We start from the raw sequence: 22,468 nt of genomic DNA, 5'->3' as shown, positions 1-22,468 counted from the left end.
TTAGGACGTGGCCGTGAGCGCCTGCTCCTGGCGTTCACGCACCCAGAACACCGTGGCACCGGCCACGGCTGCCGGCATCATCAGGATATTCAGCCCCGGCACCAGCAAGGCGGCGTAGGTGATGCCGCCAAAGCCCAGGCTTTGCCAGCGTTTCTCCCGCAGCCAGGCGAGCATGTCCTGCCAGCTCATCTTGTTGTTGTCCGCCGGGTAGTCGATGTATTGAATCGCCATCATCCACACGCCAAATAACAGCCACAGCGGTGCGGCGATCAGGTTGACCACCGGGATAAAGGTCAGGATCAGCAGGGCGATGGCGCGCGGCAGAAAATAGCCCAGTTTACGCAGCTCCCGACCCAGGGTGCGCGGCACCATGGCCATTAGCTCAGCCCAGCTGAACGGCGGAAAATCGTCCTGGCCGCGCACCACCACTTCGACCTTCTCCGCGAGAAAGCCGTTAAACGGCGCAGCGATGATATTGGCCAACAGGGTGAAGGTGAAAAACACCATCAGCAGTACCAACACCACAAACAGCGGCCACAGCACGTATTCAAGAAAGCTCAGCCAGCTCGGCAGGCTGGGCATAAAGGTATCGACCCAGCCGCCGAACTGCTGCAAGGCCAGGTAAATCAGGCCAATAAACAGGATCAGGTTGATCGTCAGGGGCAGCAGCACAAACAGCCGCAGGCCAGGGCTCAGCACCAGTTTCAGGCCTTCGCTGAGGTATTGCGGGCCGGTCAGTACGGGAGCGGGCATGGGGAGAGTCTCCGCGAGGTTGAAGTCGCGCCGACCTTACCGGCTTTGTGTGGCAGGTGAAAGCCTCTGCAACGGGCGCTAACGATTGTCTGGCGGGGTTATAGCGCTTGCCTATGCACGGTATTGGCAAAGCATATTTCCGCCGCAGGCTGGGCGGGCATAGGCTGCGCGGCAACTGATGGTTTATCCCTTTGCGGGGCTTCCACCCTTAATGCCTTCCCCAGGTCTTCGTGGGCGTCCCTTTTTATTGCCGGCTCAGCCGGGTGGAGTTGCTGATGTCTACCAATCGTCATGCCCGCGTGATCATTCTGGGCTCCGGCCCTGCCGGCTACAGCGCTGCGGTCTACGCCGCACGGGCCAATCTCAAGCCGCTGTTGATCACCGGCCTGCAGGCCGGTGGCCAATTGACCACCACTACCGAGGTGGATAACTGGCCAGGTGATGTACATGGCCTGACGGGCCCTGCACTGATGCAGCGCATGCAGGAGCATGCCGAGCGCTTCGAGACCGAGATCGTCTATGACCATATCAATGCCGTGGACCTGGCCGGCAAGCCGTTCACCCTGGTCGGCGACAGCGGAACCTACAGCTGCGATGCGTTGATCATCGCCACCGGGGCCAGCGCCCGCTACCTGGGTTTGCCGAGCGAAGAACTGTTTATGGGCAAGGGCGTTTCCGCGTGCGCCACGTGCGATGGTTTCTTCTACCGCAACCGCGAAGTCGCGGTGGTCGGTGGCGGTAACACGGCGGTGGAAGAGGCGCTGTACCTGGCCAATATCGCCAGCAAGGTGACCCTGGTGCACCGCCGTGAAACCTTCCGTGCCGAGAAGATTTTGCAGGACAAGCTGCAGGCGCGGGTGGCCGAAGGCAAGATCGTGCTCAAGCTCAACGCCGAGGTGGATGAGGTGCTCGGCAACAACATGGGCGTGACCGGCGTGCGGGTGAAGAACAACGACGGCAGTTTCGATGAGCTGAGTGTTGACGGCCTGTTCGTCGCCATTGGCCATACGCCGAACACCTCGTTGTTCGAGGGTCAGCTGGCGCTAAAGGACGGCTATCTGGTGGTCAACGGCGGCCGTGAAGGCAATGCCACCGCCACCAGCATTCCTGGTGTGTTTGCTGCCGGCGATGTGGCTGATCATGTCTACCGTCAGGCGATCACTTCCGCCGGTGCCGGCTGCATGGCGGCGTTGGATGTTGAGCGTTATCTCGACGGCCAATAAGCCTGAGAATGCAAAGACCTTGATGTAAGCCTTAATGCCGTTCACTTGGATCAAGTGAGCGGCATTTTTATGTGGTCGGCAATAGATGGCGATGGTGAAACCGCGTAGGAGGCGCTTTAGCGGCGAGCTTTTAGTGGTTGTATCGCGGCTGAAGCCCCTCCCACACCAGGTCTGCGTTTATCTGGAGTATTGCGATAGGTCCGGGGCCTTTCTGCGGCTTCTCAGACCCAGGTATTGAGCTTCAAGTCCCGCGAACTCATGCGCAGAAACTGGTCGCTGGCTTTGACCAGCAGAGCATGTTCATCGACAGTCAGTTCGCTGCTCTTTTTGCCCTGCGCTTCGCTGCGGTACAGGGTTCTTCCGCCTTCTTCGCGCAGGCGCTGGTAGCGCTGGCTGCGTGCTTCCACCTTGAGGGTCAGCAGGTCGACGTAGGCGACTTGCATCAGTTCGCTCTGCCCGGTTTCCAGGGCGCAGCGTTGTAGGGCTGGGGTGTGGGTAAAGGGCGACTCGGAAAGCATCACCTGCTGGCACTCGCTGAGGTCCGGGCGTGGTTCGCCGTTGTGGAACCAGTTGCCGCGAATGTCGCGCTTGAGGTTGAGGCTGCGTTGGCCGTGGTTGTCGACCTTCAGCCACAGGCGGCGAAAGCGCCAGCGCGGGTCGCAGTTGAGCACGTAGGTGGCGGCGATGCTGTGGCCTTGCAGGCTCTGCATCAGATGACTGGTGGCGTTGATGCCGTGTTCATCGATATTCAGGCGCAGGTTTTCCACGCCTGGGTTGTGCCATGGTTTCCATACCAAGGTCTGCTGCATCTAAGCGACTCCAAGCCAGGTAGGGTTGGAGAAACCGGGGAAGCGCGGCCATGACGCAGCACGGAGCACCTTCCCTGGTGTTCTCGTTCAAGTAATGGCGCGCAGCATAGGGGGATTCAATTGTGATGTCTGTCAGCTTTTGCCGACAGTTGCGCAAGTTTCTGCCCGTTAGCTCAAGCGAGTAGTTACAGACTGTTGCGCTGCAGCGATGGCTGCTCGAAGCGCACGCCCGCCAGGCCGGTTTCCATCAGTGCGCGGATGTTGCCATGGTCGCTACCGCTCGGGGTGGCCAGTACGCTGCGGTAATGCTCGCCAAAGCACAGCAGGGTTTCTTCCAGGCTCAGGCCTTCGAGCAGGGCCAGGCCGAGGGTCTTGCACGAGCCTTCGTTGTGCCCGGCCGCGTTGGCCACATTGCCGTTGCTGAAAGCGCTGGGCTGGTACTGGTAGTGCTCGGCGATAAACGCCAGGGTTTCGGCGAAGGTGAAGTGCTCGCCGCGCAGCTTGGCGCGAAAGTCGGTGAGGCTGCTCATTACTTGTTTCCTTTGCTGAAGGCGGCCTGCTGCTCGGCGCTGGCTTCCTTCTGGTATTTGGCTTTCCACTCGGCATACGGCATGCCGTAGACCTCTTCACGCGCCTCATCCGGGGTGATGGCGACGCCAATATCGTCGGCGGCGGCCTTGAACCACTTGGACAGGCAGTTACGGCAGAAACCGGCGAGATTCATCATGTCGATGTTCTGCACATCCGGGCGTGAGCGCAGGTGCTGCACCAGGCTGCGAAAGGAGGCGGCTTCAAGTTCGAGGCGTTCTTGCTCGGTCATGGCGATGCTCTCTAAAGGCAGGCGGGAGTGCGTGGCGGCGATGATAAGAGCATGCCCGCCTGGCGGCAACGACCCGGCGCAGGACGCACCGGGAATCATCTGAGCAATTTTTCAGCCTGTTGCTTAACGGTGCCCGGCGAGGGTGATCGACACCGATTCTGCAAAGCGCAGGGCGTGCAGCTTGTCGACTTCCACTTCGGCATAACATACCGCCTGATTTCCCATCACCAGGTCGAGGATTTCCTGGGTCAGGCGCTCTAGCAAGGCGAAGCGGTTGCCTTCGACGTGGCTAATCACTGCCTTGGTGATGGTGCGGTAGTTGAGGGCGTGGTCGATATCGTTGTCACGCACTGCTTCCACCGCCGGGTAGAGGATAGTCAGGTTGATCAACACGTCCTGCTTGTTGTTGATCTCCTCTTCCTTGATGCCGATGTAGGTGCGCAGGCGCAGGTCCTTGACGCGGATGCGCGCCATCCCAGGTTCCAGTCGCGGCATTACTTGCTCCGTCCGATCAGTTGCAGGAATTCGTGGCGAGTGTTGCAGGATTCGCGGAAGGCTCCAAGCATCACCGAAGAGGTCATCACCGAATTCTGCTTCTCCACACCGCGCATCATCATGCACATGTGTTTGGCCTCAACCACCACGGCCACGCCAGCGGCGTTGGTAACCTGCTGGATCGCATCGGCAATCTGCTTGGTGAGGTTTTCCTGGATCTGCAGGCGGCGGGCAAACATGTCGACGATGCGGGCCACTTTCGACAGGCCGAGCACCTTGCCGGTGGGGATATAGGCCACGTGAGCCTTGCCGATAAAGGGCAGCAAGTGGTGCTCGCAGAGCGAGTACAGCTCGATATCACGGACGATCACCATCTCGTCGTTATCCGACTCGAACAGCGCGCCGTTGACCACTTCGTCAAGGCTCTTGTGGTAGCCGTTGCACAGGTACTGCATGGCCTTGGCGGCGCGTTTGGGCGTGTCCAGCAGGCCTTCACGTTCGGGGTTTTCACCAACGCCGAGGAGAATCTCGCGGTAGTGGTCGGGCAGTTCTGGGGTCATTACAGGGTCCTCGCGGCCAGGCTCATTTGAGATGGCGGCCGCCGTTGACAGTCAGTGTGGTGCCGGTGACGTAGGGGTTGTCGAGCAGGTAGCGCAAGCTTTGGTAGATCACCAGCGGCCCGGGTTCGATGCCCAGTGCCGATTTGTTCAGGGTTTTGCGGCGGTAGTCGGCGTCGTCGTCCGGGTTGAATAGGATCAGCGCCGGAGCGATGCCGTTGACCTTGATCTGTGGGGCGAAGCGCGCGGCAAACGACAGGGTCAGGCTGTCCAGCCCGGCTTTGCTGGCGCAGTAGGCCGGCCGGTTGGCGCTGCCTTTGCGCGCCACGTCATCGCTGATATGCACGATATCGGCCGGCGTTGAGCGCGCCAGCAGTGCTTGGCAATGCAGGTTGATCAGGTAGGGCGCGAGCATGTGCACGCTAAACAGTTGCTGGAAGGCCGCCGCTTCTTCGCCCGGCGCCTCCACCAGCCAGTCGGAGGCGTTGTGCACAATGGCGCGCAGGCTGTCGGTGTGGTTCTTGAGCTGTTCGATAAACGCCAGGATGCCGGCTTCGCTGGCAAAGTCCGCCTGCAGGGCCAGGGCGCCGCGCTGCCGGAGCGCAGCAATGCCTTCGCGCTCGCTGCGGTAGCTGACGATCACGGCGTGACCATCATCCAGCAGGCGTTCGGCGCAGTACAGGCCGATACGCTGGCTGGCTCCGGTTATTAGGATGGGGGCGGCGCTGACGCTCATGCTCGACTCGGCAGAAAGAAAAGGGTGGGTTCAGCGATGCTGCGCCGGGTTACCTGACCAGTAGGGCGTGGCCTCGGCTGAACCAGAAGTAAAGTTATACCAGCAATAGGCTTTGTACAACCATGCGGCCTGTGCGGGTACTGGTCTGTTTCATGCCGTTTAGCCTATTTCATTGAGCTGTATCGGTATTTTTGTTCGGGAGGGCTGAATAAAATTGTTTTTATCGTGTACAAGATTGGTTTTCTTGTACAGGTATGTGCCGTTATGAAGCCTTGGCAGTTGAGCATTGCGGTGCTGTGTGGGCAGGTACGCCATGTCGAGGTGCTCACTCTGCGCTGTTGTGGCTACAAGGTGCAGGTGGTCGGCAAGGCTGGCGGCGTGCGCACGTTGGAGTATGCGCCGGGGCGAGCGCTGTGGCCTGGATTGGCATTGCTCAAGGCGCGTCTGCGTCGTTGCGGCGTGCGGCAGATGCTGTTGCTGCAGCCGGAAAGCCACGATGAAATTATTGCTCGCCCTGCCTTGCTTGAGCCTGATGCAGGGCTGTGGATCAAGCTGCGCTGATGGCTTATCGCGGGTTTCTGCTGGCAGTGCAGGCGGCGTTTCTGCAGCGCCGGCTGGCGTCCGGGTGAGGCAGCCAGTCGAGGTGTGGGCGTAGCCGGCAGAACAGTCGGTAACCCAGCTCCAGCAGCGGCCGTAATACCGGCCAGGTCAGTGGCGCGGTCCAGCGCTCAAGGCCGGCTGCGCGCCAGCTCCACAGCGTGGCATCCAGACCGGTCACCCATTGGCCATCGGCGAAGCGGGCATGCAGGCGGTTTTGCAGGGTTTCTCGGCTGTGGCCGACGGACTCGGGATGAAAGTCGTTGAGGCCGATATCGACCAGGCACAGGCGCTGTACATCGGCACGCTGACGCAGCAGTTGGATCTCGCGGGCGCACAACGGGCAGTCGCCATCGTAGTAGAGGGTCAGGGGCCAACAGGGTTGCTTGTTCATGGTCTAGCTCTTTGTATAAGTCTTGTACAAAGTATGCCGGAAATAGCTGAGTTACAATGCGTGCAACATTTTTTCTGTGATACCTGCGCCCATGTCCGATCACGTTGGTACTGTGTCCCTCGTTTCGAGTGCCCTCAAGCAGGAAGAGTTATTTCCTATCCGTGAGGTGGCGCGCCTGACCGGCGTCAATCCGGTCACGTTGCGGGCCTGGGAGCGGCGCTATGGGCTGATCCAGCCAACCCGCACCGACAGCGGCCATCGCCTGTATTCGCAGGTGGATATCGAGTCGGTGCGCAGCATCCTGGCGTGGATCGAGCGCGGTGTGGCGGTGAGTAAGGTTGGCAAGATTCTGGCCAAAAGCAGCTCGATCAAATCTGCCAGTTCACCGGTTTATGAAGAGGTCAGCGCCAGCGAGTGGGGCGAGTGGCAAGCCCAGCTGCGCCGCGCCATCAGCGCCTTCGATGAGCCGCGCCTGGATCGTCTGTACGGCCAGATTTTCTCCAGCTACCCGTTGCCGGTGGTGTTTCAGGACATCCTCATGCCGCTGTGGCAGGAGCTGTTGCTGCGCCAGGACGAGTACGGCCAGACCAGCGAGTGGCTGTTTCTCGATACCTTCCTGCGTGCCCGTACCTTGCAGCGCCTGCAGGTACTGCGTGCCCAGGTTGAGGAGCGTGTACTACTGGCAGCCTTGCCGGGCCATTGCCGCGAACTGGAACTGCTGGTTGCCGGATTGCTGCTAAGCAGTGCCGACACCGCTGTCAGCGTGCTCGGGCTGGGTCAGCCGCTGGAAGAGCTGACCCTGATCTGTGAAAAAATGCAGCCCCAGGCCCTCGTGCTGTTCTCCAATCAGCCGCCCAGCGATGACTTGCCCAAGGTGCTCTCGCGCCTGGCGTTGGCGCTGGATTGCCCGCTGGTGATGGCCGGCGATGGTGCCGACCTGGCCGAGGAAAGCCTCAGCGGTTCGCCGATTGCCTGCCTGGGCAACGAAGGTCGCCTGATGCAGCGCCGCCTGCAGCAGTTTCTGGCTGGCCACCTGGATACCTGATTTCTTCTATTAAGCACGCCTGAATAAGCGCAGTCGCCGTTATGGCAACTGCGTTTTCGCCTGCCTGCAATCTGTTGCTGATTCCGATTAGTTGTACAGCTTGTACAGAAAACTGCTTGCTATCTGGGGTTTTAGGCTATACAAAAGCTATACATTGTTTGTTTGTGTATAGCTTGTATCCACTTGTACAGCTTGAGGACTCAGCAACATGACCCAATACCGCGCACCCCTTCGTGATATGCGTTTCGTTTTTGACGAGGTGCTCGACGCTTATGCCACCCTGCAGTCGCTGCCTAGTCAGCGCGAGTTCGGAAACGACCTCGGTGGCGCCATTCTGGAAGAAGCCGCCAAGCTGGCGGAAAACGTGCTGGCCCCATTGAATGGGTCAGGCGACAAGCAAGGCTGCGCGTATGACCCGCAGAGCAAGTCGGTAAAAACCCCGGATGGCTTTCGTGCTGCCTATCAGCAGTTCGCCGAAGGCGGCTGGACCGCACTGGCCTGTTCGCCTGAGTTCGGTGGCCAGGGGCTKCCTCATGTGCTGAATATGATGGTCGAGGAGATGGTCTGCTCGGCCAACCTGTCGCTGGGCATGTACCCGGGGCTGACCCATGGCGCGATCAACGCGCTGACCGCCCACGGCGCCCGCGAATTGCAGGAGCGCTATCTGCCGAAGCTGATCAGCGGTGAATGGACTGGCACCATGTGCCTGACCGAGCCGCAGTGCGGCACCGACCTGGGTTTGATCCGCACACGCGCCGTACCGCAGGCGGACGGCAGCTATGCCATCAGCGGTACCAAGATCTGGATCACCGGCGGCGAGCACGATCTGGTCGACAATATCCTGCACCTGGTGCTGGCCAAGCTTCCCGATGCCCCGGACAGCGTGAAAGGTATTTCGCTGTTTCTGGTGCCCAAGTTTCTCGAGGACGGCAGCCGTAACCCGGCGTTCTGCGGCGGCCTGGAACACAAGATGGGCATCAAGGGTTCGGCCACCTGCGTGATGAATTTCGAAGGTGCCCAGGGCTGGTTGATCGGCGAGCCGAACAAGGGCCTCAAATGCATGTTCACCATGATGAACTCGGCGCGCCTGATGGTCGGCATGCAGGGTCTCGGCATTGCCGAAAGCGCCTATCAGGTCAGCCTCGGTTTTGCTAAAGAACGCCTGCAAAGCCGTTCGCTGTCCGGCCCGAAAGCGGCGGACAAACCGGCCGATCCGATCATCGTGCACCCGGATGTGCGGCGTATGTTGCTGCGTCAGAAGGTGATGATCGAAGGATGCCGCGCGCTGGCCTATTTCACCGGCCTGCATGAAGACGTCGCCCATGACCATGAAGACCCCGCGCTGCGCGAGCAGGCCGATGATCTGGTGCAACTGTTGACCCCAGTGGTGAAATCCTTCCTCACCGATGAAGGCTTCAACTGCGCCAACGAAGGCCTGCAAGTACTAGGCGGTTCCGGCTTCACCGAAGACTGGGGCATCGAGCAACTGGTACGTGACTCGCGGATTACCCGCATCTATGAAGGCACCAACGGCATTCAGGCGCTGGATCTGGTCGGGCGCAAGCTGGGTCTGGGTGGCGGCCGTGCGGTGCGTAATTACTTCGCCCTGGTCGAGGGTTGGCTCAAGGCCAATGCCGAGGCTGAGCACGTCACTGCGGTAGGCGCTGCCCTCAAGCAGTTGCAGCAAGCCACGCTGTGGATTGCCAGTGAGGGGATGAAAGACCCCGAACAGGCCGGCGCCGCCGCAACCCCTTACTTGCGTTTGTTTGCCCTGACCAGCCTGGCCTGGATGTGGGCGCGTATGGCGGCGGTGGCCAAGGCCAAGCTGGCGGCCGGCAGCACGGAAACCCTGTTCTACGGCGCCAAGCTGAAGTCTGCGGATTTCTTTATGGCGCGCATCCTGACTGAAACCGCCAGCCTGCTGGCTGAGGTCAAGGCCGGCAAAGCCACGCTGATGGCCTTCAACGAAGAGGAATTTGCTGCCTGAAACGACTGCGCAATCCGGTAGCCATCAGTTCCGCCCATTTTCGGCTATCGGATTTTTTTATCCCTGCTGCAGGCGTTTCGCCTGCACTTTAGGCCCGCCTGATTGCGGGTCTTTTTTTGTCCGGGATTTGCGCGGAATGTCTCGGGTCTCCGCGGCGTCCGGCATGCAGCCGTTGTTCCTGCTGCAGGTGTTGCTGGTAGATAAACTGGCGCAGCTGCTCATCACTTTGCGGGTCCAGGGTGTGCAGCTGGTAGGCCAGCAGGCCGTCTTCGGTTGCACGGACGAAAACCCCGATCACCGCAATCGGCGTGTGCTCGTCTACCGGCAACACCAGATGAAAGCGCTTGGGCGCCTTACGCCGGGCCCGATGCTCGATCAACGCACCATTCATCGACAGCTGATGAATCCACAGGTCACTCGGCTGCGCACTGGGTGTGTGCAGCGGCAATGGCTCGGGCAGGGGCGAGCGCCAGGCGCGGTTGATCTCACCTTCATCGAAAATCTGCGGGGCGCTGAGCTGCAGGCAGGGCGTGCTTTGCTCATCCTGGCTGAGGTGCAGGTCGAAGGTCAGGTGCTGGTTGGCGATATGCGCATGCAGGCTTAGCTGCTCATTGACGGCGCAGTGCGACAGCAGCTCGCTGAGCTGTTTGCCAATATCCACCGACAAGCGCGGTTGGCTGCGCTGCTCGGTGGTTGCGGGCTGGTGCAGCTGGCGGATAAAGGCCAGTTCTGCCTGGGTCAGGAGTGCCTGTTCTTGCATGGAAGCGGTCTACATCAATCCCTAGAAGCTGTTGTGACCGCTGCACTGGGGATTAGTTACTGCCGGTCGTCGCCTGCAGGCGCGCCAGTTCTGCCTTGAGTATCGCCAGTTCGGCTTCCAGCTGGGTGACCCGCTCCTGCGCCTCGACCTGCTCGGTAACGTTCTTCTGGATACCGATGTAATAGGTCAACTGGTCGGCATCATTGACCACCGGGGTGATCGACAGCTCGTTCCAGAACGGCGTGCCGTCTTTGCGGTAATTACGGATGATCTGCCGGCATGGGCGGTGCGTCTTCACCGCTTCGCGGATCGCCGCGAGGCCCGGCTGGTCGCGGTCACCGGCCTGGAGGAAGCGGCAATCCTGATAAAGGATGTCTTCGCTGGCGTAGCCGGTGAGCTTTTCAAAGGCGGGGTTGGCATAGATCAGGATGTTGTCGTCACCTTCCTGTTCGGCCACCACGATGCCGTCGTTGGAGGCGTTGATCACCAGTTGCAGCAGTTTGGCGTTGATCATGAGGCGATTTCCCAGGCTATGTCGGCTGCATTCTAAAACATCCGGGCGGGCTGTCTACTTGCGGCATAATGCTGGGCTTATCGATTTGGTTCTGACTGTTTCGGAGTTTTGCATGAAGATCGCCATCCTTTCCGGTTCGGTGTACGGCACCGCCGAGGAAGTTGCCCGCCACGCCGAGCGCCTGCTCAACGCCGCTGGCCATGAGGCCTGGCACAACCCGCGCGCCAGCCTGGCGGATATTCAGGCCTTTGCCCCCGAGGCGTTTCTGGCGGTGACCTCGACCACCGGCATGGGCGAGTTGCCGGATAACCTGCAGCCGCTGTACTTCGCTATCCGTGACCATCTGCCGGCCTGGAGCGGGCTGCCGGGCGGGGTGATTGCCCTAGGTGATTCCAGCTATGGCGATACCTTCTGCGGCGGCGGCGAGCTGGTGCGCGAGCTGTATGCCGAACTGGGCATCCGTGAAGTGCAGCCGATGCTGCGCTTGGACAGCAGCGAAAGCGTGACCCCGGAAAGCGACGCCGAGCCCTGGCTGGCCGACTTTATCGTAGCGTTGCAAGGCTGATGCACCCGCGCGCGCAGGAACTGATCAGCACGCTGCAGCTGCAGGCGCATCCGGAAGGCGGTTATTACCGCCGCTTGTATGAGTCCTCTGCGCAGCTGGACGGCGGTCGCCTGTGTGGCACGGCGATCATTTTCCTGTTGCCGGCCGGCGCGGTCAGCCGCTGGCATCGGGTGGATGCCGATGAGCTTTGGCACTTCTATGAAGGCGCGCCGCTGGAGCTGCTGCTGGCCGAGCAGCCCGACGCGGTGCGCTGTGCACGTCTGGGTCCGGTGGCTATTGGCCAACTGCCGCAGCGCCTGGTGCCGGCCTATGCCTGGCAGGCGGCGCGCAGTACCGGGGCGTTTACCCTGGTGGGCTGCACRGTGACGCCGGGTTTCGACTTTGCCGGCTTCCAGCTATTCAGTGATGACCGTGAGGCTCAGCGCGACTGGCCCATGCTCACGCAGCTGCATCCCGAACTGGTTTGACCCGCAAGGCCACCACGCTGGCCGCCAGAGCGACTCACCTTTGCGGCATCCCTCGCTAGACTCCTTGGCACTTCAATAACAAAAGCCGAGGAATCCATCATGACCGTTGCCCACGCACTGCCTGTTGTCAGCCTCAAGGATCAGGTATCCGCCGCCGAATGGCAGGCCCGGGTGGATCTTGCCGCCTGTTACCGGTTGATCGCCCTGTATGGCTGGGATGACCTGATCTTCACCCATATCTCGGCGAAGATTCCCGGCAGCGAAGATTTCCTGATCAACCCTTACGGCCTGATGTTCCATGAGATCACCGCCTCCAGCCTGGTGAAGATCGACCTGGCCGGCAAAAAGCTGATGGACAGCCCGTTCGACATCAACCCCGCCGGCTACACCATCCACAGCGCCGTGCACGAGGTGCGCCACGATGTTGGTTGCGTGCTGCATATCCACACCCCGCAGGGGATTGCGGTTTCCGCGCAGAAGCAGGGTTTGCTACCACTGTCCCAGCAGTCATTGTTCGTTCTCGCCAGCCTGGCTTACCACGGCTACGAAGGCGTAGCGCTGAACCATGATGAGAAGGCGCGCCTGCAGGCGGATCTGGGCGATAAGAACTTTATGATCCTGCCCAACCACGGCCTGCTTACCGCCTTTGGCAGCATTGCCGACGCCTTCCTTGGCATGTTCACCCTGCAGCGCGCCTGCGAGATTCAGGTGATGGCGCAGAGCGGTGGCACCGAGCTGATCCATATCCCGCAACAGGTGCTCGACGGTGCCCGCGCGATGATCGCCGGGGTGATGAAAAGCCCGCAGGGTATGGGCGGCGCCTTGCCGTGGCCGGCGCTGCTGCGCAAACTCGATCAACAGATGCCGGGTTACGCAGCATGACGGCGTTGCCAGGGATTGCCCTGGCGGATTGGCGCCGCGCGGGCCAAGACTTTCGCTTTAACGGCCATGACATCCGCTACTGGACGGCCGGGCAGGGTGAGCCGCTGTTGCTGATTCACGGCTTCCCCACTGCCAGCTGGGATTGGCATTACCTGTGGGCTGCTTTGGCTGAGCGCTATCAGGTGATTGCCTGCGATATGCTCGGCTTTGGCGACTCGGCCAAACCCCGTGGGCATGCCTACAGCCTGCTGGAACAGGCTGATCTGCAACAGGCGCTGTTGGCGCATCTGGGTATTGGTCAGCCGGTGCATCTGCTGGCCCATGACTACGGCGACAGCGTGGCGCAGGAACTGCTCGCTCGCCATCAGGACGGGCGCATGCAACTAGCCAGCTGTGTATTTCTCAACGGCGGGTTGTTTCCAGAAACCCATCACCCGGTGCTGGTGCAGAAGCTGCTGCTCAGCCCCATCGGCCCGCTGATCGGTCGGCTATTTGGCCGCAAGAAGCTGGCTGCCAGCTTTGCCAAAGTGTTCGGCCCGCACACTCAACCGAGCGCCGGTGAACTGGATGATTTCTGGAGCCTGATTGCCGCCAATAACGGCCCTGCGGTGATGCATCGACTGATCCGCTATATGCCCGAGCGCCGCGTCAACCGCGAGCGTTGGGTGGCGGCAATGCAGGCCACGGCGGTGCCGATGCGGGTGATCGACGGCGCTGTCGATCCAATCTCCGGGGCGCATATGGTGGCGCGTTACCGTGAGCTGATTGGCAAGCCGGACACTGTGCTGCTGGAAGGCATCGGTCACTATCCGCAGACCGAGGCGCCGGATCAGGTGCTCGCTCATTATTTGCAATTCCGTAATCGGCTGGAGGCCGCAATATGCAGCGACGTACTGTCCTGAAAGGTGCCGCCTTGGGCGGTGTGGCGGCTCTGGGTGCCGGGTTCTGGGCGTTGCCCAGCGGCGAGGCGCCCGCCGCAGTCAGCCTGGACGCGGCCCAGCAGCTGCTGGCCAGTTTGGTCGATCAGCCATTGCGCAGCCTCAAGGGCTGGAGTCCGGCCGAAGTGTTTAACCACTGCGCGCAGAGCATCGAGTACTCCATCAGCGGTTACCCCGAGCTTAAGCCTGGTTGGTTTCGCAGTAGCGTCGGCCCGCTGGCGTTTAGCGTATTTGCCGCGCGCGGTGCGATGCACCATCCTCTGGATGAGTTCATTCCCGGGGCGGCCCCGCTGAATGCGCCAGCCACGCAAGCCCAAGCGCTACAGCGTTTGCAGCAGGCCTTTGCCGATTTCGCTGCGTATCAGGGCGAGCTGCAGCCGCATTTTGCCTACGGCGCGCTCAGTCATGCCGACTATGCCCAGGCCCATGTGCTGCATCTATACAATCATCTCAGCCTTATTCGGCCAGCCTGACTATCCCGCTGCTTTATTGCGCACCATTCAGCGCTGCGCGTACCTATTGTGACCGGAGCACGACTGCTGGACACTCGGCGCATTGTTAATCTGCCGAGGAATGCTGCATGAGCGACGCCATCCGTTTTCAAGATCAGGTTGTAATCGTCACCGGGGCCGGCGGCGGTCTGGGCCGTGCCCATGCGCTGTTGTTCGCTAAACACGGCGCCAAGGTGGTGGTCAACGATCTCGGCGGCAGCACCCACGGTGAAGGCGCCAACGCCTCGGCGGCGGATAAAGTGGTCGAGGAAATCCGCGCCGCTGGCGGTACCGCAGTGGCCAATCATGACTCGGTGACTGACGGCGAGAAGATTGTGCAGTGCGCCCTGGATACCTTTGGCCGCATCGATGTGGTGGTAAACAACGCCGGCATTCTGCGCGACAAGACCTTCCACAAGATGGAAGACGCCGACTGGGACCTGGTTTACAAAGTCCACGTCGAAGGTGCCTACAAGGTCACCCGCGCCGCCTGGCCGCATATGCGTGAGCAGGGTTATGGTCGGGTGATTTTCACCGCTTCCACGTCGGGCATTTACGGCAACTTCGGTCAGTCCAACTACGGCATGGCCAAGCTCGGCCTGTACGGCCTGACCCGCACCCTGGGCCTCGAAGGGCGCAAGAACAACATCCTGGTTAACGCCATTGCCCCTACTGGCGGCACGCGCATGACCGAAGGCCTGATTCCGCCGCAGGTGTTTGAACAGCTCAAACCTGAGCTGGTCAGCCCGCTGGTGGTGTACCTGGCGAGCAGCGCCTGCGAAGAAACCTCCGGCCTGTTCGAAGTGGGTGGTGGCTGGATGGGCAAAGTGCGTTGGGAGCGCAGCCTGGGTGCTGGCTTCGATCCGCGTGAAGGCTACAGCCCGGAAGACGTGGCGGCCAACTTCGCGCAGATTTGCGACTTCGAGGGCGCCGCCCATCCGAAGGACAATATCGAAGCGATGAAAGAGATGATGGCCAACCTGCAGAAGTTCGCCCTCTGATTGCGCCACTCTGGTGGGGAGATCGGTCAGCAGGCTGATTTCCACCGCGCAGGGCTTTAAGGTGAAGGCCGGCTCAATGCCGGCCTTCGGCTTTTTAGGGACGGCAGGTTTGCAACACCTCCAATCGCGCTCGTGGGCCAGGGCACCACACCGATGCCGTAGCCCGAATAAGCGCCAGCGCAATCTTCCCGGACTGCGCCGTATGCCTCGGCTTATACGGGCTACGATCGGTGGCTTGGCTGTTTTATCTGTAGGAGTTTCCATGAGCGTCATTATCGAAAAGAACGGTCCCGTCACCACCCTGAGCATCAACCGCGCCGAGGTGCGCAATGCGGTTGATCGGCCGACTGCTGAGGCGCTGGCCGCTGCCTTGCGTGCCTTTGAAGCTGACGAGCAGGCGCGGGTGGCGGTGTTGACTGGGGCGGGCGGGACTTTCTGCGCTGGCGCTGATCTGGGTGCGGTGGCCGCAGGCGCTGTGCGTGCCAATCGCCTGGAAACCGAGGGTGACGGGCCGATGGGCCCCAGCCGCATGCAGCTGAGCAAACCACTGATCGCCGCCATCGAAGGCCATGCGGTAGCCGGCGGCCTGGAGTTGGCGCTGCTCGCCGACTTGCGGGTGATGGCCGATAACGCCGTACTCGGGGTGTTCTGTCGACGCTTTGGTGTGCCGCTGATCGACGGTGGCACCGTGCGTTTGCCACGAATTATCGGCCAGGGCCGCGCGCTGGATTTGATTCTCACCGGTCGCCCGGTATTGGCCGAGGAAGCGCTGAGCATGGGCCTGGTCAATCGGGTGGTCGCAGCCGGCAGTGCGTTAGCCGCGGCTCAGCAGTTGGCACTGGAGATTGCTGGCTTCCCGCAACGCTGCATGCTGGCCGACCGCGCCAGTGCTTATGCGCAGTGGGATCTACCTTTTATGCAGGCGCTGGGCAACGAGTTTGCCGGAGGCATGGCGGTGATTGCCAGCGGTGAAACCCAGGCCGGCGCACAGCGTTTCAAGGATGGCACGGGGCGACACGGCACCTTCTGATCAGCACGTTTACGGCTTGCCCGGAATCCCGTATTTGCGCAGGCGCATAGCAATCGCGCTGTGCGAGGTGTGCAGACGGGTCGCCAGTTGCCGGGTCGAGGGATGGCTGGGATAGAGCTTTTCCAGCAGGGCTTTTTCGAACTGGTCCACTGCCGCTTCCAGGCTGCTGACTTCACCCTCGGCCTGCTGCGCGGCCACTGCGGTACCGGCGATATCCAGGTCGTCGATCTGCACCAGGTTGCTTTCGCAGATCGCCGCTGCGCGGAAGATCACGTTCTGCAGCTGGCGCACATTGCCCGGCCAGCGGTTGCCCAGCAGCGCCGGGTAGGTGTCCGGCGTCAGCCGGCAGGGTAGGCGCTGGATCTGCGCGCAGGCCTGCTGCATAAAGTGCCGCGCCAGCAGCAGGATGTCCTGGCCGCGCTCGCGCAACGGCGGCACTTCCAGGTTGAGTACGTTGAGGCGGTAGAACAGGTCCTCACGGAATGCGCCTTCGTTGACCATCTTCTCCAGGTCACGGTGGGTGGCGCTGAGGATGCGCACATTGACCTTGACCTCACGCTCGCCGCCGACCCGGCGGAAAGTACCATCGCTCAAGAAACGCAGCAGCTTGGCTTGCAGGTACGGTGACATTTCGCCGATTTCATCGAGAAACACCGTGCCCTGGTTGGCCAGCTCCAGCAGCCCCGGCTTGCCGCCGCGCTGAGCCCCGGTAAAGGCGCCGGGGGCATAACCGAACAGCTCGCTTTCGGCGAGGTTCTCCGGCAATGCCGCGCAGTTCAACGCAAGAAACGGCGCGGTGCGCCGTGTGCTGATGGCATGGCAGGCGCGCGCCACCAGCTCCTTGCCGGTGCCGGTTTCACCCTGGATCAACAGCGGCGCATCCAGGGTGGCGACGCGCTGGGCGCGGGTTTTCAGGTTGCGAATCGGTGCGGAATCGCCGAGCAGTGAGTCAAAACCCTCGGCGTGATCATGGTGCAGCGCCGCCAGGCGTTCTCCTATGCGGCTCGGTGCGTACAGGCTGAGCAGGCCGCCGGCCAGGTGGCGTGCGCCGCCGTCAACGCCTTCGGTGATCGGTTGTGCGTCGAGCAGCAGGGCTTGGCCCTTGAGGGTGACCTCGCGCATTGGCAGGCGGAATTTCTGCTCGAGGAGTTCTGTCTGTAACTGGTTGTCGGCAAACAGCTCGCCAATCCCCAGGCCCTCGGGCTGCTGACCACAGAGCTCAATTAGCGCCGGGTTGGCCAGCAGCACGCGGCCCTGGCTGTCGACCGCCAGTACCGGGTCGGTCATGGCGGCGAGCAGGGCGTCGAGCTGCAGATGGCGGCGCTGGCCGGGAAGGATGTCGACAATCGTCACCGCCTGCACGCCGTGGACCTTGAACAGCGCCTCGCGCAGCTCGTCGAGCACTTCGGGGCTCAGGGTCGGCGCGTCGATATACACGTTCGGCGGCACCATCTCCACCGCATCCAGATTGAGATTGCGCCCGCCGAGCAGCGCCAGCACTTCCTGGGTGATACCAACGCGGTCGATAAAGGTGACGTGAATACGCATGGAACAGGCGGCCGACTTGCTTACGGATGCGCCAGTATGCCCGGTCTGCGGGGCTTAGTTAACCGAAGGGCGCTCAACCGCACGTCAGGCGAATGATTACTTCGCTTTCATCGATATCGATATTCAAACGCTGCGGGTTGTAATCCATGGTGGCGGCGTCGCCGGGGGCGAGTACGCGCAGGGTCTTGGCGTTGGCCTGCTGCTGCACCTGCTCGATCAATTCGGCGCTGGCGGTTTTCCCGAGCACGCCTTGCAGGTTGTCGACCGAACAGTCTCCAGTGATTTCAGCGGTTTGCTGCGCCGGAGGCTGCGAGCTGCAACCGGCCAGCAGGGCGAGGAGGGTAAGGCTGGTGAGGTGATGACGAAGAGCCATGGTCTATTTCCTTGTCTGGGTAAAACCAGGTCAGCCTAGCAGCCGCATCCGCTGTAGCTCAACGTTGACCTGGAAAATCAGCCAGGTTGCTGCATCAGCATTTCCGCAAGCCCGGCCAACTTCCCTACAATTGCGCTTTTCCCCAGAGCAGGAGGTTCTGTGCAAGCGGTGATCTCGATTCAACAGCTGAGCAAGACCTACGCCAGCGGCCATCCGGCGCTGCAGGACATCAACCTGGATATTCGCTCCGGCGAGATCTTTGCGCTGCTCGGCCCTAATGGTGCGGGCAAGACCACCCTGATCAGCATTATCTGCGGCATCGTCAACCCAGGCGGTGGTCGGGTGCTGGTGGGCGGCAAGGACATTATCAAGGACTACCGTGCGTCCCGTTCGCAGATCGGCCTGGTGCCGCAGGAACTGGTCAGCGATGTGTTCGAAACCGTCTGGGCGACGGTGAAGTTCAGCCGCGGCCTATTCGGCAAGAAACCCAATCCAGCCTACCTGGAGCAACTGCTCAAGGACCTGTCGCTGTGGGACAAGCGTGACGCGAAGATTTTCGAGCTGTCCGGTGGCATGAAGCGTCGGGTGATGATTGCCAAGGCGCTGAGCCACGAGCCGCAGATTCTATTTCTCGACGAGCCCACCGCCGGCGTCGACGTCGAGCTGCGCCGCGACATGTGGAATATGGTGCGCCGCCTGCGTGAGCGTGGCGTGACCATCATCCTCACCACCCACTACATCGAAGAGGCCGAGGAGATGGCCGACCGCATTGGGGTGATCAGCAAGGGCCGGATCATTCTGGTGGAAGACAAGCAGGCGCTGATGCACAAGCTCGGCAAGAAGCAGCTGACCCTGCAACTACAGCACCCCCTGGCGAGCGTCCCCGCCGAGCTGGCGCGTTACCCGCTGGAACTGAGCGACGAGGGCCACGCCCTGGTGTTCACCTTCGACACCCAGAGCGAGCACACCGGCATCGCCGAACTGCTCAAGGACCTCGCCCAGCACGGCATCGACTTCAAGGATCTGCAGTCCAGCCAGAGTTCGCTGGAAGAAATCTTCGTGTCGTTGGTCAAGGAGTCGCGCGCATGAATTTCTACGCAATCCGTGCCATCTACCTGTTCGAGCTGGCGCGTACCTGGCGCACCCTGCTGCAGAGCATTGCCACCCCGGTAATCAGCACTTCGCTGTATTTCGTGGTGTTCGGTTCGGCCATCGGTTCGAGCATGACCCAGGTGCAGGGCGTCAGTTACGGCGCGTTTATCGTGCCGGGGCTGATCATGCTGGCGCTGCTCACCGAGAGCATTTCCAACGCCTCGTTCGGTATCTACATGCCCAAGTATTCGGGGAGCATCTACGAGCTGTTGTCGGCGCCGGTGTCCTACCTGGAAATCCTCATCGGCTATGTTGGCGCGGCGGCCACCAAGTCGATCATTCTTGGCCTGGTGATCCTGATTACCGCGCGGCTGTTTGTCGATTTCGAGATTCTTCATCCGCTGTGGATGCTGGCGTTTCTGGTGCTGACCGCGCTGACCTTCAGCCTGTTCGGCTTCATCATCGGCGTCTGGGCCGATGGCTGGGAGAAGCTGCAGGTGGTGCCGGCGCTGATCGTCACGCCGCTGACCTTTCTCGGCGGTGCGTTTTACTCGATCAGCATGTTGCCACCGGCCTGGCAGACGGTGACTTTGTTCAACCCGGTGGTGTACCTGATCAGCGCCTTCCGCTGGAGCTTCTACGGCGTGTCCGACGTTAATGTCGGCCTGAGCCTGGCGATGATTCTCGGCTTTCTGCTGCTGTGCATTCTTGCCGTGGGCTTTATCTTCAAAACCGGTTATCGGTTGAAAAGCTGAAGCGCGCCTAATGCGGTAGGGTGAAACGGTTCTGGTTGCGCGGCAGGGGAGTAGCGCGCAACCACTGCCGTTATGGAGTGCAATGCAATGGACCATTCTGCCGCCTTGCCGGCTCTGTTGGCGCAGCTCTACCGCGATGAATCGCGCCGTGTGCTGGCCACCCTGATTCGCTTGCTGGGCGATTTCGACCTGGCCGAGGAGGCGCTGCACGAAGCCTTTCGTGCGGCCATGGAGCAATGGCCGCAGAGCGGTGTGCCGGCCAATCCACGTGCCTGGTTGGTGTCGGCGGGGCGCTTCAAGGCCATCGACAACCTGCGCCGGCAGCGGCGTTTCCAGCCGCTGGATGACCACGTTGAGTTGGCCGATGACGCACCGCTGGACGAGGGCGAGCTGCTTGAAGACGACCGCCTGCGGCTGATCTTCACCTRCTGTCACCCGGCGCTGGCCAGCGATGCCCAGGTGGCCCTGACCCTGCGCGAAGTCTGCGATCTGGGCACCGAGGAAATCGCCCGCGCCTTTCTCACCACACCTGCCACCCTGGCCCAGCGCATCGTCCGCGCCAAGGCGAAGATTCGCGACGCACACATCCCCTATGAAGTGCCCGGACGCAGCGAACTACCCGAGCGCTTGGACGCCGTATTGCGGGTGATCTACCTGGTGTTCAACGAAGGCTATTTCGCCAGCTCGGGCGATTCGCTGACCCGCGCGCACCTGTCCGATGAGGCCATCCGCCTGGCGCGCCTGCTGCTGGAGCTGCTGCCTGAGCCGGAAGTGCAGGGCCTGCTGGCGCTGATGCTGCTGCACGAGTCGCGGCGCATTGCGCGCAGCTCGGCCAGCGGCGAAGTGGTGCTGCTGGAGCAGCAGGACCGCCGCCAGTGGGACCGCGCGCTGATCGCCGAGGGCGACGCCCTGGTTTTGCAGGCTCTGCATTCGCGGCGCTTCGCTGGCTACACCCTGCAAGCCGCGATTGCTGCCGTACATGCCGAAGCTGCTAGCGCCGAGCAGACCGACTGGGCGCAGATCGTCGGGCTCTACGACGCTTTGCTGCGTCTGAATCCATCACCGGTGATCGAGCTCAACCGCGCCGTGGCGGTGGCCATGCAGCAAGGCCCCGAGGCCGGCCTGAGGCTGATCGACGCGCTGCTGGCCAGCGGCGAACTAGCCGATTACCACCTGGCTCATGCTGCCAGCGCCGATCTCAATCGCCGCCTGGGCCGCGTGGCCCCTGCCCGTGATGCCTATCAGCGAGCATTGCAACTGGCGCAGCAGGGCTCGGATCGGCAGTTTCTGCAGATGCGCCTGGACGAGTTGCCGACTGGCTAAGCCGCCATCCACCTGGCGGATAAGCGCAGCTTGGCTACCGTTGGTCGGGCCTGAAAATATTTTGTGCGGCGCTGTCGATTCAGCGCCGAGCCATTCGATTAGTCAGTAACCGCGCCACACCACCGGAGAACGCCATGAAATACCTGTGCCTGGTCTACAGCAACGAGCATGAGCTGCATAACTCGCCCGACAGCCCGCGTGACGAGGAGTGTTTCGCCTATGCCGAGTCGGTAGCAGAAAGCGGCCGCATGCTCGCCGCCGAAGCGCTGGAATCGGTGCAGACCGCCACCACGGTGCGCATGCGCGGCGGCAAGCTGTCGATCATCGACGGGCCGTTTGCCGAGACCAAGGAACAGCTGGCGGGTTTTTATCTGGTTGAAGCGCGCGACCTTAACGAAGCTATTCAACTGGCCGGGCATATTCCGGCGGCGCGCGTCGGTTGTGTGGAAGTCCGCCCGGTTCGCGAGCTGCAGGTCTAGAGCGCACGCTGCCCGCGTTGCTCAATCAACGGAAAAGGAGCACTGCATATGAGTCGTCCTGAATACCCCAAGATTGCCAGCCGTGAGCAGTGGCTGATTGCCCGCAAGGCCTTGCTGGCCAAAGAGAAGGCGCTGACCCAGCAACGCGATGCGCTGAATGTTGAGCGCCGCCAGCTGCCGATGGTCAAGGTCGAGGCCGACTACCGTTTTCAGGGGCCCGAGGGTGAGCTGAGCCTGGCCGATCTGTTCGCCGGGCGCAGCCAGCTGATCATCTACCACTTCATGTACCACATGGACCGCGGCGAGGGCTGTGACGGTTGTTCCTGCGTGGTCGACAATATCGGCCACCAGGCCCACCTGCATGCCCGCGACACCACCCTGGTGCTGGTTTCCCGCGCGCCATTGGCCGATCTGCAGGCGTTTCAGCGGCGTATGGGCTGGAGCCTGCCCTGGTATTCCTCGCTGGGCAGCGCGTTCAACTACGACTACCACGCCACCACTGACGAGCAGGTCGCCCCGGTGGAATACAACTACCGCGACAAGGCCGAACTAGAGAGCCTTGGCCTGAATTACCACGTGCAGGGCGAGCAGCCCGGCGTCAGCGTATTTCTGCGCGATGGCGCGCAGGTCTATCACTGTTACTCCAGTTACGGCCGTGGTCTGGAAATGCTGATGAGCAGCTTCCACTACCTCGACCTCACGCCCTTCGGCCGCGGTGAAGGTTGGGACGGCATGCCCGATCTGGAGGGCAAGGGTATGCACTGGACCCGCCTGCACGACGAATACCAGCAACCAGCAGCGGCGCATGCCTGCTGCGCCTCGACCCAGAAATAA

General features: G+C 61.6%; 28 protein-coding genes. 16 read left to right on the top strand and 12 right to left on the bottom strand.

Annotation, left to right across the window (positions count from 1 at the left end; all coding sequences use genetic code 11):
* Positions 1-753 carry a sulfate transporter CysZ gene (gene cysZ / locus P3C18_RS18805; protein WP_275963328.1) on the bottom strand — a complete coding sequence of 251 codons (753 nt, stop codon included), beginning with the start codon at positions 751-753 and terminating at the stop codon, positions 1-3.
* 272 nt (positions 754-1,025) lie between these two features.
* On the opposite strand from cysZ, the gene trxB reads away from it, so the two are divergent.
* Positions 1,026-1,976 carry a thioredoxin-disulfide reductase gene (gene trxB, locus P3C18_RS18800; protein WP_275963452.1) on the top strand — a complete coding sequence of 317 codons (951 nt, stop codon included), beginning with the start codon at positions 1,026-1,028 and terminating at the stop codon, positions 1,974-1,976.
* Positions 1,977-2,197: 221 nt separating this feature from the next.
* On the opposite strand, the gene P3C18_RS18795 is transcribed toward trxB, so the two are convergent.
* From P3C18_RS18795 to folM, 6 genes are all read right to left on the bottom strand, one after another.
* Positions 2,198-2,785, bottom strand: coding sequence for a putative glycolipid-binding domain-containing protein (locus P3C18_RS18795; RefSeq protein WP_275963327.1), 588 nt, complete (start codon positions 2,783-2,785; stop codon positions 2,198-2,200).
* A gap of 185 nt (positions 2,786-2,970) precedes the next feature.
* On the bottom strand, positions 2,971-3,315 hold the full coding sequence (locus P3C18_RS18790) for a HopJ type III effector protein (protein ID WP_275963326.1): 345 nt from the start codon (positions 3,313-3,315) through the stop codon (positions 2,971-2,973).
* Positions 3,315-3,605 carry a DUF1244 domain-containing protein gene (locus tag P3C18_RS18785; protein ID WP_275963325.1) on the bottom strand — a complete coding sequence of 97 codons (291 nt, stop codon included), beginning with the start codon at positions 3,603-3,605 and terminating at the stop codon, positions 3,315-3,317. Before P3C18_RS18785 ends, P3C18_RS18790 begins: the two co-directional genes overlap by 1 nt.
* Before the next feature lie 123 nt (positions 3,606-3,728).
* Positions 3,729-4,100, bottom strand: a complete 372-nt coding sequence (folX, locus tag P3C18_RS18780) for a dihydroneopterin triphosphate 2'-epimerase (protein ID WP_275963324.1) — start codon at positions 4,098-4,100, stop codon at positions 3,729-3,731.
* The gene (folE, locus tag P3C18_RS18775; protein ID WP_275963323.1) at positions 4,100-4,660 is read right to left on the bottom strand and encodes a GTP cyclohydrolase I FolE; all 561 of its coding nucleotides are present in this window, start codon (positions 4,658-4,660) and stop codon (positions 4,100-4,102) included. Before folE ends, folX begins: the two co-directional genes overlap by 1 nt.
* Positions 4,661-4,682: 22 nt before the next feature.
* Positions 4,683-5,393 (bottom strand): dihydromonapterin reductase, encoded by a 711-nt coding sequence (gene folM / locus P3C18_RS18770; RefSeq protein WP_275963322.1) that lies wholly within the window; start codon positions 5,391-5,393, stop codon positions 4,683-4,685.
* Between the two features lie 264 nt (positions 5,394-5,657).
* Here folM and P3C18_RS18765 point away from each other — a divergent pair, with 264 nt between their 5' ends.
* Positions 5,658-5,954 carry a hypothetical protein gene (locus P3C18_RS18765; protein WP_275963321.1) on the top strand — a complete coding sequence of 99 codons (297 nt, stop codon included), beginning with the start codon at positions 5,658-5,660 and terminating at the stop codon, positions 5,952-5,954.
* Positions 5,955-5,958: 4 nt separating this feature from the next.
* On the opposite strand, the gene P3C18_RS18760 is transcribed toward P3C18_RS18765, so the two are convergent.
* Entirely contained in the window at positions 5,959-6,384 is a 426-nt protein-coding gene (locus P3C18_RS18760; protein WP_346015639.1) for a DUF393 domain-containing protein, read from the bottom strand.
* 91 nt (positions 6,385-6,475) lie between these two features.
* On the opposite strand from P3C18_RS18760, the gene P3C18_RS18755 reads away from it, so the two are divergent.
* Positions 6,476-7,429 carry a MerR family transcriptional regulator gene (locus P3C18_RS18755; RefSeq protein ID WP_275963320.1) on the top strand — a complete coding sequence of 318 codons (954 nt, stop codon included), beginning with the start codon at positions 6,476-6,478 and terminating at the stop codon, positions 7,427-7,429.
* Between the two features lie 208 nt (positions 7,430-7,637).
* The gene (locus tag P3C18_RS18750; RefSeq protein ID WP_275963319.1) at positions 7,638-9,416 is read left to right on the top strand and encodes an acyl-CoA dehydrogenase C-terminal domain-containing protein; all 1,779 of its coding nucleotides are present in this window, start codon (positions 7,638-7,640) and stop codon (positions 9,414-9,416) included.
* An 88-nt stretch (positions 9,417-9,504) separates the two neighbouring features.
* On the opposite strand, the gene P3C18_RS18745 is transcribed toward P3C18_RS18750, so the two are convergent.
* Both P3C18_RS18745 and P3C18_RS18740 read right to left on the bottom strand, forming a co-directional pair.
* Complete coding sequence (locus P3C18_RS18745) at positions 9,505-10,176, bottom strand: hypothetical protein (protein WP_275963318.1); 672 nt, start codon at positions 10,174-10,176, stop codon at positions 9,505-9,507.
* A gap of 52 nt (positions 10,177-10,228) precedes the next feature.
* Complete coding sequence (locus tag P3C18_RS18740) at positions 10,229-10,690, bottom strand: PAS domain-containing protein (protein WP_275963317.1); 462 nt, start codon at positions 10,688-10,690, stop codon at positions 10,229-10,231.
* 112 nt (positions 10,691-10,802) lie between these two features.
* On the opposite strand from P3C18_RS18740, the gene P3C18_RS18735 reads away from it, so the two are divergent.
* The 7 genes from P3C18_RS18735 to P3C18_RS18705 all read left to right on the top strand — a co-directional run bounded on the left by P3C18_RS18735 (position 10,803) and on the right by P3C18_RS18705 (position 16,064).
* Positions 10,803-11,255 carry a flavodoxin gene (locus P3C18_RS18735; RefSeq protein WP_275963316.1) on the top strand — a complete coding sequence of 151 codons (453 nt, stop codon included), beginning with the start codon at positions 10,803-10,805 and terminating at the stop codon, positions 11,253-11,255.
* Positions 11,255-11,722 (top strand): cupin domain-containing protein, encoded by a 468-nt coding sequence (locus P3C18_RS18730; RefSeq protein ID WP_275963315.1) that lies wholly within the window; start codon positions 11,255-11,257, stop codon positions 11,720-11,722. Before P3C18_RS18735 ends, P3C18_RS18730 begins: the two co-directional genes overlap by 1 nt.
* Positions 11,723-11,821: 99 nt before the next feature.
* A complete protein-coding gene (locus P3C18_RS18725) occupies positions 11,822-12,604 on the top strand; it encodes a class II aldolase/adducin family protein (protein ID WP_275963314.1) in 783 nt (260 codons plus the stop codon).
* Positions 12,601-13,506, top strand: coding sequence for an alpha/beta hydrolase (locus P3C18_RS18720; RefSeq protein ID WP_275963313.1), 906 nt, complete (start codon positions 12,601-12,603; stop codon positions 13,504-13,506). Before P3C18_RS18725 ends, P3C18_RS18720 begins: the two co-directional genes overlap by 4 nt.
* Positions 13,485-14,015 (top strand): DUF1569 domain-containing protein, encoded by a 531-nt coding sequence (locus P3C18_RS18715; RefSeq protein ID WP_275963312.1) that lies wholly within the window; start codon positions 13,485-13,487, stop codon positions 14,013-14,015. The genes P3C18_RS18720 and P3C18_RS18715 overlap by 22 nt, the downstream gene beginning before the upstream one ends.
* 107 nt (positions 14,016-14,122) lie before the next feature.
* Positions 14,123-15,034, top strand: a complete 912-nt coding sequence (locus tag P3C18_RS18710; RefSeq protein WP_275963311.1) for an SDR family oxidoreductase — start codon at positions 14,123-14,125, stop codon at positions 15,032-15,034.
* A 262-nt stretch (positions 15,035-15,296) separates the two neighbouring features.
* Positions 15,297-16,064, top strand: coding sequence for a crotonase/enoyl-CoA hydratase family protein (locus P3C18_RS18705; protein ID WP_275963310.1), 768 nt, complete (start codon positions 15,297-15,299; stop codon positions 16,062-16,064).
* Positions 16,065-16,073: 9 nt separating this feature from the next.
* Here P3C18_RS18705 and P3C18_RS18700 read toward each other — a convergent pair whose 3' ends face one another.
* Together P3C18_RS18700 and P3C18_RS18695 are read right to left on the bottom strand one after the other, a co-directional pair.
* A complete protein-coding gene (locus P3C18_RS18700) occupies positions 16,074-17,612 on the bottom strand; it encodes a sigma-54-dependent transcriptional regulator (RefSeq protein WP_275963309.1) in 1,539 nt (512 codons plus the stop codon).
* Between the two features lie 73 nt (positions 17,613-17,685).
* Entirely contained in the window at positions 17,686-17,985 is a 300-nt protein-coding gene (locus P3C18_RS18695; RefSeq protein WP_275963308.1) for an I78 family peptidase inhibitor, read from the bottom strand.
* Positions 17,986-18,144: 159 nt separating this feature from the next.
* Between P3C18_RS18695 and P3C18_RS18690 the strand changes: the two genes are divergently transcribed.
* From P3C18_RS18690 to P3C18_RS18670, 5 genes are all read left to right on the top strand, one after another.
* A complete protein-coding gene (locus P3C18_RS18690) occupies positions 18,145-19,074 on the top strand; it encodes an ABC transporter ATP-binding protein (RefSeq protein WP_275963307.1) in 930 nt (309 codons plus the stop codon).
* On the top strand, positions 19,071-19,832 hold the full coding sequence (locus P3C18_RS18685; protein WP_090375288.1) for an ABC transporter permease: 762 nt from the start codon (positions 19,071-19,073) through the stop codon (positions 19,830-19,832). Before P3C18_RS18690 ends, P3C18_RS18685 begins: the two co-directional genes overlap by 4 nt.
* An 87-nt stretch (positions 19,833-19,919) precedes the next feature.
* Entirely contained in the window at positions 19,920-21,155 is a 1,236-nt protein-coding gene (locus tag P3C18_RS18680; protein ID WP_275963306.1) for an RNA polymerase sigma factor, read from the top strand.
* A 134-nt stretch (positions 21,156-21,289) separates the two neighbouring features.
* Positions 21,290-21,634, top strand: coding sequence for a YciI family protein (locus P3C18_RS18675; protein WP_160013537.1), 345 nt, complete (start codon positions 21,290-21,292; stop codon positions 21,632-21,634).
* A 48-nt stretch (positions 21,635-21,682) separates the two neighbouring features.
* Complete coding sequence (locus tag P3C18_RS18670; RefSeq protein ID WP_275963305.1) at positions 21,683-22,468, top strand: DUF899 domain-containing protein; 786 nt, start codon at positions 21,683-21,685, stop codon at positions 22,466-22,468.

Origin of the sequence: Pseudomonas sp. 1928-m, from assembly GCF_029269135.1 — a bacterium.
GTDB lineage: Bacteria > Pseudomonadota > Gammaproteobacteria > Pseudomonadales > Pseudomonadaceae > Aquipseudomonas.
Note: the sequence above shows the minus strand (reverse complement) of the source record. Positions and strands in the feature narration are given on the sequence as shown.

Excerpts from the sequence above, each read along its gene's own strand:
- cysZ (WP_275963328.1), bottom strand. The coding sequence starts at position 753 with ATGCCCGCTCCCGTACTGACCGGCCCGCAATACCTCAGCGAAGGCCTG.
- P3C18_RS18795 (WP_275963327.1), bottom strand. The coding sequence starts at position 2,785 with ATGCAGCAGACCTTGGTATGGAAACCATGGCACAACCCAGGCGTGGAA.
- P3C18_RS18790 (WP_275963326.1), bottom strand. The coding sequence starts at position 3,315 with ATGAGCAGCCTCACCGACTTTCGCGCCAAGCTGCGCGGCGAGCACTTC.
- P3C18_RS18785 (WP_275963325.1), bottom strand. The coding sequence starts at position 3,605 with ATGACCGAGCAAGAACGCCTCGAACTTGAAGCCGCCTCCTTTCGCAGC.
- folX (WP_275963324.1), bottom strand. The coding sequence starts at position 4,100 with ATGCCGCGACTGGAACCTGGGATGGCGCGCATCCGCGTCAAGGACCTG.
- folE (WP_275963323.1), bottom strand. The coding sequence starts at position 4,660 with ATGACCCCAGAACTGCCCGACCACTACCGCGAGATTCTCCTCGGCGTT.
- folM (WP_275963322.1), bottom strand. The coding sequence starts at position 5,393 with ATGAGCGTCAGCGCCGCCCCCATCCTAATAACCGGAGCCAGCCAGCGT.
- P3C18_RS18765 (WP_275963321.1), top strand. The coding sequence starts at position 5,658 with ATGAAGCCTTGGCAGTTGAGCATTGCGGTGCTGTGTGGGCAGGTACGC.
- P3C18_RS18760 (WP_346015639.1), bottom strand. The coding sequence starts at position 6,384 with ATGAACAAGCAACCCTGTTGGCCCCTGACCCTCTACTACGATGGCGAC.
- P3C18_RS18755 (WP_275963320.1), top strand. The coding sequence starts at position 6,476 with ATGTCCGATCACGTTGGTACTGTGTCCCTCGTTTCGAGTGCCCTCAAG.
- P3C18_RS18745 (WP_275963318.1), bottom strand. The coding sequence starts at position 10,176 with ATGCAAGAACAGGCACTCCTGACCCAGGCAGAACTGGCCTTTATCCGC.
- P3C18_RS18740 (WP_275963317.1), bottom strand. The coding sequence starts at position 10,690 with ATGATCAACGCCAAACTGCTGCAACTGGTGATCAACGCCTCCAACGAC.
- P3C18_RS18735 (WP_275963316.1), top strand. The coding sequence starts at position 10,803 with ATGAAGATCGCCATCCTTTCCGGTTCGGTGTACGGCACCGCCGAGGAA.
- P3C18_RS18725 (WP_275963314.1), top strand. The coding sequence starts at position 11,822 with ATGACCGTTGCCCACGCACTGCCTGTTGTCAGCCTCAAGGATCAGGTA.
- P3C18_RS18720 (WP_275963313.1), top strand. The coding sequence starts at position 12,601 with ATGACGGCGTTGCCAGGGATTGCCCTGGCGGATTGGCGCCGCGCGGGC.
- P3C18_RS18715 (WP_275963312.1), top strand. The coding sequence starts at position 13,485 with ATGCAGCGACGTACTGTCCTGAAAGGTGCCGCCTTGGGCGGTGTGGCG.
- P3C18_RS18710 (WP_275963311.1), top strand. The coding sequence starts at position 14,123 with ATGAGCGACGCCATCCGTTTTCAAGATCAGGTTGTAATCGTCACCGGG.
- P3C18_RS18705 (WP_275963310.1), top strand. The coding sequence starts at position 15,297 with ATGAGCGTCATTATCGAAAAGAACGGTCCCGTCACCACCCTGAGCATC.
- P3C18_RS18700 (WP_275963309.1), bottom strand. The coding sequence starts at position 17,612 with ATGCGTATTCACGTCACCTTTATCGACCGCGTTGGTATCACCCAGGAA.
- P3C18_RS18695 (WP_275963308.1), bottom strand. The coding sequence starts at position 17,985 with ATGGCTCTTCGTCATCACCTCACCAGCCTTACCCTCCTCGCCCTGCTG.
- P3C18_RS18685 (WP_090375288.1), top strand. The coding sequence starts at position 19,071 with ATGAATTTCTACGCAATCCGTGCCATCTACCTGTTCGAGCTGGCGCGT.
- P3C18_RS18675 (WP_160013537.1), top strand. The coding sequence starts at position 21,290 with ATGAAATACCTGTGCCTGGTCTACAGCAACGAGCATGAGCTGCATAAC.
- P3C18_RS18670 (WP_275963305.1), top strand. The coding sequence starts at position 21,683 with ATGAGTCGTCCTGAATACCCCAAGATTGCCAGCCGTGAGCAGTGGCTG.